13 protein-coding genes are annotated in these 13,444 nt (G+C 62.0%); 6 read left to right on the top strand and 7 right to left on the bottom strand.

Features of this window, described 5'->3' with window-relative positions:
• Window position 1: 1 nt before the first annotated feature.
• The 4 genes from CVS27_RS00120 to CVS27_RS00105 form a co-directional block, all read right to left on the bottom strand.
• Window positions 2-1,042 (bottom strand): FecCD family ABC transporter permease, encoded by a 1,041-nt coding sequence (locus CVS27_RS00120; protein ID WP_103463723.1) that lies wholly within the window; start codon window positions 1,040-1,042, stop codon window positions 2-4.
• Window positions 1,039-2,136: a FecCD family ABC transporter permease gene (locus CVS27_RS00115; protein WP_103463722.1), complete on the bottom strand. Its 1,098-nt coding sequence runs from the start codon at window positions 2,134-2,136 to the stop codon at window positions 1,039-1,041. The genes CVS27_RS00120 and CVS27_RS00115 overlap by 4 nt, the downstream gene beginning before the upstream one ends.
• An 11-nt stretch (window positions 2,137-2,147) precedes the next feature.
• Window positions 2,148-3,203 carry an ABC transporter substrate-binding protein gene (locus tag CVS27_RS00110; protein ID WP_103463721.1) on the bottom strand — a complete coding sequence of 352 codons (1,056 nt, stop codon included), beginning with the start codon at window positions 3,201-3,203 and terminating at the stop codon, window positions 2,148-2,150.
• A 130-nt stretch (window positions 3,204-3,333) separates the two neighbouring features.
• Window positions 3,334-3,825, bottom strand: coding sequence for a MarR family winged helix-turn-helix transcriptional regulator (locus tag CVS27_RS00105; protein WP_103463720.1), 492 nt, complete (start codon window positions 3,823-3,825; stop codon window positions 3,334-3,336).
• Between the two features lie 139 nt (window positions 3,826-3,964).
• Between CVS27_RS00105 and CVS27_RS00100 the strand changes: the two genes are divergently transcribed.
• Window positions 3,965-4,600, top strand: coding sequence for an NADPH-dependent F420 reductase (locus CVS27_RS00100; protein ID WP_103463719.1), 636 nt, complete (start codon window positions 3,965-3,967; stop codon window positions 4,598-4,600).
• A 36-nt stretch (window positions 4,601-4,636) separates the two neighbouring features.
• On the opposite strand, the gene CVS27_RS00095 is transcribed toward CVS27_RS00100, so the two are convergent.
• The gene (locus CVS27_RS00095; protein WP_103463718.1) at window positions 4,637-5,650 is read right to left on the bottom strand and encodes a glutathione S-transferase family protein; all 1,014 of its coding nucleotides are present in this window, start codon (window positions 5,648-5,650) and stop codon (window positions 4,637-4,639) included.
• A 206-nt stretch (window positions 5,651-5,856) separates the two neighbouring features.
• Here CVS27_RS00095 and CVS27_RS00090 point away from each other — a divergent pair, with 206 nt between their 5' ends.
• Genes CVS27_RS00090 through CVS27_RS00070 form a run of 5 tightly spaced genes read left to right on the top strand, consistent with a single transcriptional unit; the run spans window position 5,857 to window position 10,839 of the window.
• The gene (locus tag CVS27_RS00090) at window positions 5,857-6,990 is read left to right on the top strand and encodes an ABC transporter ATP-binding protein (protein ID WP_103464092.1); all 1,134 of its coding nucleotides are present in this window, start codon (window positions 5,857-5,859) and stop codon (window positions 6,988-6,990) included.
• Complete coding sequence (locus CVS27_RS00085) at window positions 6,990-7,676, top strand: ABC transporter permease (RefSeq protein ID WP_103463717.1); 687 nt, start codon at window positions 6,990-6,992, stop codon at window positions 7,674-7,676. The genes CVS27_RS00090 and CVS27_RS00085 overlap by 1 nt, the downstream gene beginning before the upstream one ends.
• Window positions 7,673-8,470 (top strand): ABC transporter permease, encoded by a 798-nt coding sequence (locus CVS27_RS00080; protein WP_103463716.1) that lies wholly within the window; start codon window positions 7,673-7,675, stop codon window positions 8,468-8,470. Before CVS27_RS00085 ends, CVS27_RS00080 begins: the two co-directional genes overlap by 4 nt.
• Complete coding sequence (locus CVS27_RS00075) at window positions 8,467-9,411, top strand: ABC transporter substrate-binding protein (protein ID WP_103463715.1); 945 nt, start codon at window positions 8,467-8,469, stop codon at window positions 9,409-9,411. Before CVS27_RS00080 ends, CVS27_RS00075 begins: the two co-directional genes overlap by 4 nt.
• Window positions 9,412-9,420: 9 nt before the next feature.
• Complete coding sequence (locus tag CVS27_RS00070) at window positions 9,421-10,839, top strand: dihydrolipoyl dehydrogenase family protein (RefSeq protein WP_103463714.1); 1,419 nt, start codon at window positions 9,421-9,423, stop codon at window positions 10,837-10,839.
• Between the two features lie 49 nt (window positions 10,840-10,888).
• Here the strand turns inward: CVS27_RS00070 and CVS27_RS00065 are convergent, their stop codons facing one another.
• Together CVS27_RS00065 and CVS27_RS00060 are read right to left on the bottom strand one after the other, a co-directional pair.
• Window positions 10,889-12,022, bottom strand: coding sequence for a serine hydrolase domain-containing protein (locus CVS27_RS00065; protein WP_103463713.1), 1,134 nt, complete (start codon window positions 12,020-12,022; stop codon window positions 10,889-10,891).
• Between the two features lie 63 nt (window positions 12,023-12,085).
• Window positions 12,086-13,417: a glycoside hydrolase family 125 protein gene (locus tag CVS27_RS00060; RefSeq protein ID WP_103463712.1), complete on the bottom strand. Its 1,332-nt coding sequence runs from the start codon at window positions 13,415-13,417 to the stop codon at window positions 12,086-12,088.
• Window positions 13,418-13,444 lie beyond the last annotated feature (27 nt).

The following is a 13,444-nucleotide window of genomic DNA, read 5'->3' as shown; positions in this document are numbered from 1 at the left end:
CTCAGCCTCCTTGGTTGGCACGGTTGGATGAGATGAGCAGCCACAGCAGGAAGGGCGCACCCAAAGCTCCGGTAACCACTCCCACGGGCAGGGAGACACCCGGGATGGCGTTAACACCCACAAAATTTGCGGCCAAGACAATGGCAGCACCCACCAAAGCGGACAGGGGCATACTGGCCGCTCCCCCGTTGAGTCGTTTGGCGATGGGGCCGGACAGGAATGCCACGAATGCTATGGGCCCGGCGGCAGCCGTGGGGAAGGCGGCCAGCAGCACTCCCACAATGGTGAGTAGCAGGCGGGCGCGCGGGACGTTGAAGCCAAGACCTGACGCCGTGTCATCGCCCAAGGCCAGGCCGTGCAACTCACGCGAGCCCGCGGCGGCGAACGGCAGCACCAGCAGCAGCGCCACGGCCAAGATGGCGACCCGTTCCCAGGTGGCCGAGTTCAGCGACCCTGTCAGCCACACCATGATTTCCTGGGCATTGTTGATGTCCGCCCGGGACAGCAGGAACGTGACGGCCGACTGCATGAAAGCCGCCGCACCAATGCCAATGAGAATCAACCCGGATCCGCCACGCCCGCGCGCCAAGGCCGTAATGAGCATGGCCACAGCCAGGGCCCCGACGATGGCCGCCACCGAAACACCTGCCCCGCGCACACCAAAGATGACGACGGCGGCCACAGCTGTGGCGCTGGCACCGTAGCTGATGCCGATGATGTCCGGGCTGGCCAGCGGATTGCGCAGCATGGACTGGAAAATTGCGCCGGCCACACCAAAGGAGGCGCCAACCAGCAAGCCAAGGACTGCCTGCGGGAATTTGTTCTCCATGACGATGAAGCTTGCGCCGGGTATGGTTTTTCCACCCAGCATGGCCAAGAAATCGGGGATGGTGACCGTGTAGCTGCCCAACACAATGTTCACGGCCAGCAGGGCGAAGACCAGCAGGCTCAAGGATGCCGTGAGGATTGTTTTGCGCCGGCGCGGGGCTTTGCGCTGTTGGCGCACCCAGGCACCCGTGGTTTGTTGTTGGAGGACGCTCATAGTTCCGCCTGCTTTCCGCGTCGCACCACGGCAATGAACACCGGGGCTCCGAGCATGGCGGCCAGGATGCCGGCGGGGACTTCACCGGGAAGCAAAATGACGCGGCCAATGACGTCTGCCAACAACAGGATGGCCGGTGCGGCAATCAATGACAGTGGCAGCAGCCAGCGGTAGTCTGGCCCCACGAGCCCGCGCAACAGGTGCGGGACCACCAGACCGATAAAGGCTATGGGTCCGGCCAGCGCCGTGGCGGAGCCACACAATAGGACAATGCCGAGGGCAGAGATTGCGCGGCCCATCCCGGGGCGCTGGCCCAGGCCGCGGGCCATGTCGTCACCCAGGGCAAGGGTGTTCAGGAGCTTCCCGGTGCCCAACAGTACGAGGGCACCAACCACCACAAATGGCAGCACTGCCACGATGGCGTCCCACGACTTGCCGGCCAGCGCCCCCACCTGCCAACGGCGAAACAACTCCAAAGAATCCTGGCTACTGACCAGCATGGCGCTCATCAGCGAACCCATGCCAGCGGCCATCGCTGCACCGGCCAAGGCGAGCTTGACGGGTGTGGCACCGCTGCGCCCCAGACTGGCCACAGCATAAACCACGACGGCGGCAATGGCGCTGCCCAGGAAAGCGAACCACAGGTAGTTGGAGACGCTCGTTGCCCCAAAAAGGAAAATCCCAGCCACTACGGCCAGTGAGGCGCCAGCGTTCACACCCAGAATGCCCGGATCAGCGAGAGGGTTGCGTGCCACACCTTGCATCGAGGTGCCAGCCAAGCCCAGTGACAACCCAACCAGAAGTCCGGCGACTGTACGCACTATGCGGGACCGGACCACGGCATGATCTCCATTGCTGGGGTCAAAATTCAGCAACGCATCAGCCACCGTGGGCAGGTTAATGCTGCGCGCACCCACCGCCAGAGACAGCAAGGAAACCAGAATCAGGGCGGCGAGCAGGACCGTCAACCACAGGAGGCGGCGGCGATTACTGAGCCTAATATTCCCGCCTCGCACACCAGCAGCCGCGAGGGAAGGAACGACGGCGAGGACCGGCGTCGAACTTTCTCTCGCGACAGCTGACGTACTTCTCACAGGCTGTTTCCTTAGACCTTGTCCGCGGCAGCGCCGAGCAGGGGCAGGAACTTGTCCAGCGTCCACGGCAGGCTCAGCGGCGACGAGGCGGAGATGGACAGTGTGAGCGTGTTGTCAGAGTCAGTCACAAAAGCACCCTTTTTGACGGCGGGGATCTGGCCCAGCAGGGGATCCTTCACGATCGCGTCCTTTGCCTTCTCATCAGCCACCCAGCTGACAAACACCTGCGAATCGAGATCATTAGCCTTCTCAGCAGACCAAGGGAGGTAGAAGCCTTCAGCACTCTTTTCCGCCTCAACCACCACCGGCGCCAGCACCATGCCTATGCTGCTCAGGAACTTGGGCCGGTTGTCGCCGGAGGTGAAGACGCTGACGGCTTCGGCGGCACCGGGGTCCAGGTTGCCGTAGATGAAGGTCTTACCCTCGATCTGCGGGTACTTTGCCGCCTGCTCCGCGATGGTCTTCTCCGTGGCGGCGATGAGTTCCTTGGCGGCTGCGGACTTACCCAGCGCAGCACCGATCATGGTGGTGGAATCCTGCCAGGACGTGCCGTACGCGGTCTCCGGGAAGGCGATGACGGGTGCGATCTTGCTGAGCTTCTCGTAATCTTCCTGCTTCAGGCCCGAGTAGGCGGCAAGGATGATGTCCGGGGTGGTCTTGGCGATCTCGGTGAAGTTGATGCCATCAGTTTCCGAATACTGCACGGGGGCCTTCTCCGTGCCGATGGCCGCGCCGGCCTTTTCCAAGGCAGCGTCCTTCCACGGAGTGGAGCCTTGCTCGTTGCCGCCCCAATCGTTCTTGGGCATACCAACAGGGATCACGCCGAGCGCAATGGCAACGTCGTCATTAACCCAGGAAATCGTGGCTACGCGAACCGGGGCAGCCTTGATGACTGTCTCACCGTAAATATGCTTGACCGTCACGGGGAAGGTGTCAGCTGAGGCCTGCGAATTTTGCGAACCAGAGTCATTGGCAGCACCCGTTGAGCAGCCGGCTAGACCCACACCCAATGCAGCCACTGAGGCAAAGAGGCCCAGCTTCAAACCCTGACGACGCGAAAATTCCATTGCATTTCCTAACGGTGAGCCCAACTCAAGACTTGCCACTCTTAGGCAAGCCTTAGCTACATTACGGCATTAAAATCCATTAGGGAACATTTTGCTGCCCTATTAGTGTGGTGGGCAATCTCACATTTGACTAGGGTGCCGGCGTGCGCAGCGTCCAGTGCGATTCATCCAGGCCACGCACCAGCTTGGCGCCAATGCGGGCCAAATCGGCCACGTCCTTCGCATCCAACTGGTCAAAGACCATGGTTCGCACGGATTCCACATGCATGGGGGCGAGCTCACGAATGAGATCAAGGCCCACGTCGGTAATGGCCACCTCGGTGACGCGAGCATCGTCCACATGGACGGATCGCTCCACATACCCGCGCCCCTGCAGCTTCTTGACTACGTGCGAAAGTCGTGACAAGGAGGCGCTGGTCCGCGCGGCAAGTTCACTCATGGGCAGAGTTGCCCCTGCCTCTTCGGAGAGCATGGCCAGGACGTTGTACTCAAAGAGGGATAATTTGGCCGCCTGCTGGAGCGGAGATTCGAGCACCCCGGGCAGCAGTGTGGTGGTGGATAGCAGCGCCAACCATGCAACTCGTTCTTCGGCGCTCAACCAGCGCGGTTCCAGCTCAGTCATGGCGCCATCTTTTCATAATTCCGACAACTGGCGGGCCCTCCAAAATTTTTACTTGACACTTCAACTAAGTAGAGTTACGATTTAGTTGTAGCTTCAAGTAAAAGACTTCCAGCAGTTCTCTGAGAAAGCAAGGACCATCATGAACGCCATCACCATCATCGGTACCGGAAACATGGCACGCGGCATTGCCACCCGGGCCCTCGCTGCTGGACGCAACGTAGAACTTCTCAACCGCGACTCGGAAAAGGCCGCCGCAGTGGCCGCCGAATTGGGCACCAACGTCACTTCCGGCACCGTGGGCCAGGCTCCGGCCGGCGACATCGTTGTTCTGGCAGTCCCGTTTGACGCCGCCAAGGAGATTGTTTCCTCCTACGGTGACGCCCTCGCCGGCAAGACGGTTGTTGACATCACCAACCCCGTGAACTTCGAGACCTTCGATTCCCTTGTTGTTGCTCCCGGCACCTCCGCTGCCGAGGAAATCGCGGCGCTGACCCCCGGGAACGTGGTCAAGGCCTTCAACACCACGTTTGCTGGCGCCTTGGTTGCAGGTGAAACGGAAGGCCAGATTCTGGACGGCTTCATCGCCGGCGACAACGAAGAGGCAACAGCTGCCGTGGCCTCCCTCGTGGCCGACGGCGGAATGCGCCCCATCGTGGTTGGCACCCTGAAGCGTTCACGTGAGCTGGAAGGCTTCCAGTTCCTGGTCATGACCCTTCAGGCCAACCCCGCCTTCGAGACATTCAACTGGAACACCGGGCTGAAGATCGTTGGCTAATCACTGATCTCGAGGGGCCCAGCCGGCCAACGGTCCTCAGTCGTCCGCTGGACGGGTGGGGGCCGTTCCGCTTCCAAACGGGCGGCCACCTAGTGACTCCCGGCCGTGCGCCGTCGACCATCCCGAGGTGTCCGGGCCCGTCGGGATGATCCGGGTGGGGTTCAGGTCCTCATGCACCACGTAATAATGTTCCTTGATTTGCTCAAAGTTCACGGTGTCACCAAAGCCGGGAGTCTGAAAGAGGTCGCGCGCGTAGGCCCATAGGACCGGCATCTCGCTGAGCTTGTTGCGGTTGCATTTGAAGTGCCCGTGGTAGACGGCGTCGAAACGCACCAGCGTGGTGAAGAGCCGGACGTCGGCCTCGGTGATGGTGTCACCCATGAGGAAGCGCTGGGTGGCCAGCCGCTCGTCCAGCCAGTCAAGGGCTGTAAACAAGCGCTCGTACGCCGCGTCGTAGGATTCCTGGCTGCCGGCAAATCCACACCGGTAAACACCGTTGTTGACCTCTGTGAATACGCGCTTGTTCACAATTGCCATTTCCTCGCGCAGCGCCTCGGGGTAGAGGTCCGGTGCTCCCTCGCGATGAAATTCGGTCCACTCGGTGGAAAAGTCAAGGGTAATTTGCGGGAAATTGTTTGTCACCACGGCGCCGCTGGGCACGTCAACCATGGCCGGGACGGTGATGCCTCGCGGGTAGTTGGGGGTGCGCTTGAAGTAGGCGTCCTGCAGGCGCGCAATCCCCAGCACAGGGTCCACGCCGCCCTCATCCAGGTCAAAGGTCCAGGAGCGCACATCATGCGTGGGGCCGCACACGCCAATGGAAATGGCGTCTTCGAGGCCCAGCAGGCGGCGAACAATGGTTGACCGGTGCGCCCACGGGCAGGCCCGTGCCACCACCAGGCGGTACCGGCCGGCTTCCACGGGGTAGCCGTCGGCAGCGTCGCCGGTGATGCGGGACTCAATATAGTTGGTGTCCCGGGTGTATTCGTCACCAGTGACGTAGATGCCCTGGGTGCCAAAGTCAGTCTGTGCATCGGAGTTTGTGTCCATGGAGTCAGCCTAAGACACCCGACTCACCCTCCGAGGCACTTTACGCAGCAAATGCAGCCTGCCTATGATCAACAGGCACCAGGTGAACGATCCACAAGAACGCCGCCCACAGTCAGGACCAACCCATGACGGCCCAAGAATCCACCGTCGCAGCACAGGCCAGCAGCACGTCCGCGCAGAAATCCGCCGGGCTGAACGGCCGCGCCATGGTTGAATTTCGGGGCGTCAGCAAGGTCTACCAAACAGGCCATCCAGCAGTTGACAATCTCAACCTCAGCATTGAAACCGGCAAGATTACCGTCTTTGTTGGGCCGTCAGGTTGCGGCAAGACCACGTCTCTGCGCATGATCAACCGCATGGTGGAGCCCACGTCCGGCATCATTACTGTTGGCGGGCGCGATGTGAGTTCCATCCCAGCCCCCGAACTGCGCCGCTCCATGGGCTATGTGATGCAGCAGGCAGGGTTGTTGCCGCACCGCACAGTCCTGGACAACGTCTCCACAGTGCTCCGGCTCAACAAGGTCCCGCGCGCCCAGGCCAGGAAACGTTCCTTGGAACTTCTGGAAACAGTGGGCTTGTCAGCGTCCATGGCAAGGCGCTACCCCAACCAGCTCTCCGGCGGGCAGCAACAGCGTGTAGGCGTGGCCCGGGCGCTGGCCGCCGATCCGCCAGTCTTGCTCATGGACGAACCCTTTTCAGCTGTGGATCCGGTGGTCCGGGCTGAACTGCAGCAGGAGCTGTTGCGGCTGCAGCGGGAACTGGCCAAAACCATTATCTTCGTCACCCATGACATCGACGAGGCCACCGTCCTGGGCGACACACTGGCAGTCTTTGCCAGTGGTGGCCGTGTGGCCCAATACGCGCCTCCGGAGGAAATTCTCCGGGCCCCCATTGATGACTTTGTGGCCGGCTTTGTGGGCCGTGACCGCGGTTTCCGGCGCTTGTCGTTCAGCCCCGGTGATTCCTTGCCCATCCACCCCGTTCCCACTGTCCTGTGGGGCGCGACCCTGCCGAACACGGCTGCCAACCCGGACGACGCCGAAGCTGGCGCCACCCCGGCTGCCACCGCTGGCTCCGAGTGGGTTCTGGCTGTGGACGCCCACAACCGTCCGCAAGGCTGGCTGCTCCGTGGTTCGCACGCAGCATCAACACCGCTCGAGCTGATCCCGGGCGGCTCGCTGTTCCGTGACGGCGACCCCTTGCGCAACGCCTTGGACGCGGCACTCTCCTCCCCCTCCGGATGGGGTGTTGCCGTGGATGCCGAGGGCAAGGTGACGGGTGTAGTCAAGGCTGCGCAGGTTTTAGCCGCGATTGATGCCGCGCGGGAAAGCCGGTACTGATGCAGTGGTTTCTGGCCAACTTGGAGCAAGTGCTCAACCTCACGGGCTACCACCTGATCCAGGCCGTGGTGCCGCTGGTGCTCAGCGTCTTGATCGCCATCCCCCTGGCCCAGCTTGCCCGGCTGAACAAAGTGGCCGGTGGCATCATTTTGTCACTGGGCTCCCTGCTGTACACCATCCCGTCGTTGGCCTTGTTTGTGATTCTGCCGAGCATCCTGGGCACCAAGATCCTGGACTTTTCCAACATCATTGTGGCGTTGACCATCTACGCTGTTGCGTTGCTGGTCAGATCCACCTTGGATGCCCTCAATTCCGTGGACGACACCATCCGCCAGGCGGCCACGGCCATGGGATACAAACCGTTGCAACGGTTCCTGGGCGTTGACCTGCCACTGTCCATCCCGGTCCTTTTTGCCGGGCTGCGTGTCATTTCAGTCAGCAATATTTCACTGGTCACAGTGGGGTCCCTGTTGGGGATTCCCAGTTTGGGCTTCTTCTTCACCGACGGCCTGCAAAGAAATTTCCCCACCGAAATCGTGGTGGGGATTGTGGGCACCTTGGTCCTGGCGCTGTTGATGGACGTGGTGCTCGTGTTAGTGCAAAAACTGCTCACCCCATGGCTGCGAACAGCCAAACCAATGCCGGCCCTTGCCAGTGACCTGCACACCGCGGCGGTGGAGGCATGATCGTAGTGACGGCGGCACTGCCAGCCACCAAGTACACGGGCACCGATCCGTTCAGCCAGGGCTGGGAATGGCTCAGCGATCCACTGAATTGGCAGGGCCCGCTGGGCATACCCACACGGCTCGTGGAGCATTTGGGCTACTCGGCCCTGACGCTTCTGGTGTCGCTTGCCATCGCGATTCCACTGGGACTTTACGTGGGCCACACCGGCCGGGGACGTGGCTCGGTCATTGCCCTGGCCGGCATGCTGCGCGCCCTGCCAACGCTGGGCGTCATGACGTTGTTTGCCCTCATCGCCACCTCATCACTGTCCCTCATGCCAGCCATCTGGGCACTGGTGTTACTGGCCGTGCCACCCATTTTGACGGCCACGTATGCGGCCATTGCTGCCGTTGACAGGGGGCTGGTTGATGCCGCCCGCAGCATGGGCATGACAGAACGGCAGATCTTGTTTGGCGTAGAGGTCCCCAACGGACTCACCGTGATGTTGGGCGGATTCCGCTCAGCCGTGCTCCAGGTAATATCCACTGTAGCTGTGGTGGCTTTCATCAGTCTTGGCGGGCTGGGGCGGTACATTATTGACGGCTTGGCGGTACAGGATTACGGTCAGGTACTGGGTGGCGCGGTAGTTATTGCCGCGCTGGCCATTGCCCTTGACGGTTTGCTGGCACTGGTGCAGCGGGCAGTGCTTTCACCGGGCCTGAAGGAAGCCAAGACAGTACCTGATCAGCCAGTCGCGGCCCAGGAACCCACAATTTCACAAGCAACAGCCGGTCTTACAGGAGAAAAATCATGACAAAGAATTCCTTGCCCACCCGCCGCGCACTCATGGGCGCGGCAGCTGGTCTCTCCATTGCTTTTGCCGTAACAGCCTGCGGCGGCGGCAATCCCTTGGGTGCGGCCAGCAGCGGCTCGGCCGGATCGGGCGGATCAGTGGTGGTGGGTTCAGCCAACTTCCCCGAAAACGCCATCCTTGCCGAGATCTATGCCGGCGCATTGAACGCAGCGGGCGTCACGGCCACCACCAAGCTGAACATCGGCGCCCGCGAGGTCTACTTGACGGCTCTCCAAGACGGTTCCATCGATGTGGTCCCCGAATACACCGGCAATCTGCTGGGCTACCTTGACACCAGCAACACTGTCATTGATGGTGCGGGAATTTTGGCTGCCCTGCCCGCTAAACTTCCCACGGGTTTGAGCATTTTGACGGCCGCTTCGGCTGAGGACAAGGATGCAATTGTTGTTACGGCGGAGACGGCCGCCAAGTACAACCTCAAGTCCATTGCGGACCTGGCACCGGTGTGCAAGGATCTGATCCTGGCCGCGCCGTCGGAATTTTCAACGCGCCCTTATGGCCTGCCCGGCCTGGCCAAGCTCTATGACTGCGTGCCGAAGAGCTTTGTGCCCTTCAGTGCCAGTTCCGAAGCCTTGAACCTTAAGGCACTGCTGAACAATGAAGTTCAAATTGCTGACATCTTCACCACTTCCCCGGAAATCACGGCCAACAAGCTGGTTGTGCTGGATGACCCCAAGGGCCTAATCGGCGCCCAGCAGGTTGTCCCCCTGGTCAAGACTGAGAAGGTCAATGACGCGGCAAAGACTGCTCTGGACGCTGTTTCCAAGCAGCTGACAACGGCGGATTTGATCGCCTTGCGCACCCAGGTTGAGGGCGCTTCAAAGATGGATCCCAAGGCCGCGGCTGCGCAGTGGCTCAAGGACAAGGGCATCACCAAGTAAGGAGCCGTCATGGCCACCACTGAGAAAACTGCGGTTGTTGATGTTGTTGTCGTGGGGATGGGCCCGGGCGGCGAGTCGGTGGCCGGGGAACTGGCCGCCGCCGGACTGAAAGTAGTGGGCGTGGAGTCCGGCCTGGTGGGCGGAGAGTGCCCCTACTATGGCTGCGTCCCCTCCAAAATGATGATCCGGGCCGGCAATGCCGTGGCTGAGGGACTGCGCATTCCCGGCTTGGCCGGCCAGGCGCAGATCACGGCCGACTTTTCCGTGGTGGCCAAGCGCATCCGTGCCGAGGCCACCGATGATTGGGACGACGCCGTCGCGGCCAAGCGTTTCACCGACAAGGGCGGGCACCTGATTCGCGGCACCGGCCGGCTGGCTGGCCCCCGTGAGGTCACGGTATCAATGCCCGACGGCGGTGAGCGCACCTTCCGTGCACGGCTGGCTGTGGTGCTCAACCCGGGCACGAATCCGGCCTTGCCCTCCGATCCCAGCTTGTCCGGGACACCGTTCTGGACCAATCGGGAAGCTGTTCAAGCCACCGAGGCGCCCGCCTCGCTGGTGGTTTGGGGTGCCGGGCCCATTGCAGTGGAACTGGCGCAGGCTTTTGCCCGCTTTGGCTCAAAGGTAACTGTTGTTGCTCGTGGGCCGGGGCTGCTTTCGCGCGAGGAACCCCAGGCAGCCAAACTTCTGGCTGAGGTGTTCCACAGCGAGGGCATCAAGATCCTGAACAACACCAACATCACTGCCGTGCGGCACTCGGCGGGTGGTTTCCGCATTGAAGCCACGGATTCCGCGGGAAAGGTCAAGCGCCTCCGCGCCGAAAAGTTCCTGGTGGCCACCGGGCGCACCATGGCGTTGGCTCCCCTGAACCTGTCCGGGGCAGGCATCGAGTGGGACGGCAAAACGGCCCCCAGCGTGGACCCCCACCTGCAACTGGCCGAAGGGCTGTACCTGATTGGCGACGCCGCTGGGGCCGGGGCCTTCACCCACATGTCCATGTATCAGGGCAACATTGTGTCCGGCCACATCCTCGCCAAGCATGCAAAGCAGGCGGACAGGGGTTCCGCCGAATCCCATGCCGTGCCTCGCGTGACGTTTACGGATCCTGAGATTGGCGCCGTCGGACTCAGCGAAAAGCAGGCACGGGAGGCGGGCCTGTCCATCCGGGTGGGGCTTACTGAGGTGAGTGCGTCCACGCGAGGTTGGATTCACAAATCCGGCAACCAAGGCTTCATTAAGGTCATCGAGGACACCCAAACGGGCGTTTTGGTGGGGGCCACCTCCATGGGCCCGCATGGCGGGGAGGTACTTTCGGCGCTGGTCCTGGCGGTCCATGCCCGCATCCCGGTGGCAACACTGAAAACCATGATTTACGCCTACCCCACGTTCCACCGGGCCATCGCCCAGGCCCTTGCTGATTTGAAGTGAGCAGACCCCGCAGCCTGAGATTGCGCCTACCGGCACATCTGTGAGGTGGTTAGCCGAGGATGGCCTTGCGCACGGCTGCGCTGAGTTGCATGGCGCGCCCGCTCGTTGTCCCTTCCTCATTCCAGGCTGGAACGTAGCCGAAGCCAACGCCATACAGCGGATCCGCGTAACCCAGAGAGGCATTGGCACCCTCGTGTCCGAAGGCCTGCGCGCTGCCAAAGTCCATGCGCGGGTGGGATTTCATGAAGGTAATGGCAAAGGCACTGGTGTCGCAAAAGACCCTGTCCAGGCCCCACACCTGTTCCTGGCTCATGAGGGCAACAGTCTCCGGTGTGAGGTACGCGGGCAGGCCGTCGATCCCTGTGATGGCGCCGGCATACACACGGGCCAGCCCGTCGGCGGAGCCCACGCCGGCACCACTGGTGCTGCCTTCGGCGCGAATACTGCGGAGATTGGGCATGCCCAGCAAGTTGCCGGCTTGAACGTTGCCGGACACCCCTGCCATGGAATGCGGGTCAAAGAATGCCGGGCCTGGTTCCTGCGTGAACAGCACGGGACGGAACCGCGACTCTTCGGACTCCGGCACGCCAAGGAACATGCTGGCCGCATAGGGCTCACGGATACGGCGGTTGTACACATCCTGCAGGCGTTCGCCGGTGACGCGGCGGCACAGTTCCTCCAGGAAAACGCCCATGGTGAGCGCGTGGTAGCCAAAGATGCCGCTGCCGGGGCGCCACATGGGCGCCAGCGCGGCCAGCCGGTCCGCCACGGCCGGCAAATCGTTGTACTCCTCCATGGCGAAGCCGCCCTGCACACCCACCAGTCCCGCTTGGTGTGACAAAAGCTGGCGCACTGTGATGGTCGCCTTGCCGTTGCGGGCGAACTCGGGCCAGTATGTGGCCACCGTGGCGTCCAGATTGATCAGGCCGTCTTGAACCAGCAGGCTGAAGGCGAGCGCGGCAACGCCCTTGGAACAGGAAAAGACGCCAGTGATCGAATCAGCCGCGGAGTCGGGGCCGCCCACCAGGCCAACCACCTGGCTCCCATTGAGGTAGACGGACAGCTGCGCACTGTAGCCGGGATCGGCACTGAGCATGGAATCAAAAAGCTCCCGGACGGGGGCAAATTGTTCGCTGGCAAGTCCGTGGGACGCAGTGGTGGTCGACTGCTCTAATGACGTCATGAACCCACTCTAGAGAATGTGCGTCCCGCAATGCACAAAGCCATCGCTGCGGACGCGTTGGTTTCAATTGCCAAGGTCACAATAGTCCAGCAGCAATTCGGCAAACATGGAGTTGGCCCACGAGAACCAGGGCCGGGTGAACCGTGCGGGATTGTCCACATCGAATCCCTCGTGCATGGCGCCCGTGCCGCCTGTTGTGTCACGCAGCAGCTGCAGCAGCCGCAACTTCTCGGTTTTCTCCGGGGTGGTGAGCCCCTGCACGGCCAATCCGATGGGCCAGATGTAGCCCGACGGCGTGTGGGGGCTGCCGATTCCGGCTGCGTGCGAGCCCCGGTAGTAATAAGGGTTTTCCCCGCTCAAAATAAACGCCCGGGTGGCCAGGTACAGCGGGTCGTCCTGGTCAATGCCTCCGGTCAGGGGCAGTGAGAGCAGGCTTGGCATGTTGGCGTCATCCATCAACAAGGTGTTGCCCAGCCCGTCCACCTCGTAGGCGTACATGTCCCCGTGCAGGGGGTGGTGAATCACGCCAAATTCCGCCACTCCGGCGGCAATCTCCGCCGCCAGCGAGGCGGCGTCTGAGGCGAGCTGGCCGTCGTCGTAAATTTCGGCGGCTATCTCCGCCAGCTGCCGCAGCGCCTGGGCGGCGAACAGGTTTACGGGCACGTTGAAGCTGTAAACGCAGGCGTCGTCGCTGGGACGGAATCCGGCCCAGGTCATGCCGGTGATGCCCAGCGCTGGGCCCTTTCCACCCCGCTGCAACGTTTCGCTGGGCAAATCAGTGTTGCGCACAAAGCTGTACGGCGAGTTCTTCTCATGGTCTTGTTCGAGCCGCAGCTGATTCACAATGGTGCGCAGGACACCGTGGACCGCTTCGTCAAAGACGTCGGTGCGCGTGGTGCGCCGCCACACGGTGTGGGCCAGCCAGAGGGGGAACGCCAAGGAGTCCACTTCATATTTGCGTTCCCAGACCCACGGATCATCGCAGCAGTCTTCCGGGTCGTAGGAGGCGCCGTTGGCTTCCTGATTGAAGGCGTTGGCGTAGGAATCCTGGGCCACATACTGAAATTGGCGCTTGCTCAGGCCCGCTAGAAGCTCGTAGAGCGCCGGGCCGTCCGAGGAGTCCAAAAACCTCAGAAACGGCAGCATTTGGGCGCTGGAGTCGCGCAGCCACATGGCGGGGATGTCGCCGGTGATGACAAAGGTGGTGCCGTCGGCTTCCCGGCTGAGAGTGGTCTCAAGTGTGTTGCGCATGCCCTCGTGGAAGATGCTGGCAAGTTCAGGGTCGCCGGTGATGGTTTCTATCAGCTCGGCACACTCGAGCAAGGGCCCCTTGAGGAACTCCCGCCCGTCCCATGCCGCCACTATTTCTTTCGACGCGGGGCCTTCATTGCCCATGTTTTCTCCTTAGCTGATGGAACACAA

It is taken from the genome of Arthrobacter glacialis, from assembly GCF_002909445.1.
Taxonomy (GTDB): domain Bacteria; phylum Actinomycetota; class Actinomycetes; order Actinomycetales; family Micrococcaceae; genus Specibacter; species Specibacter glacialis.
This window is presented reverse-complemented; position numbering and strand designations above follow the sequence as displayed.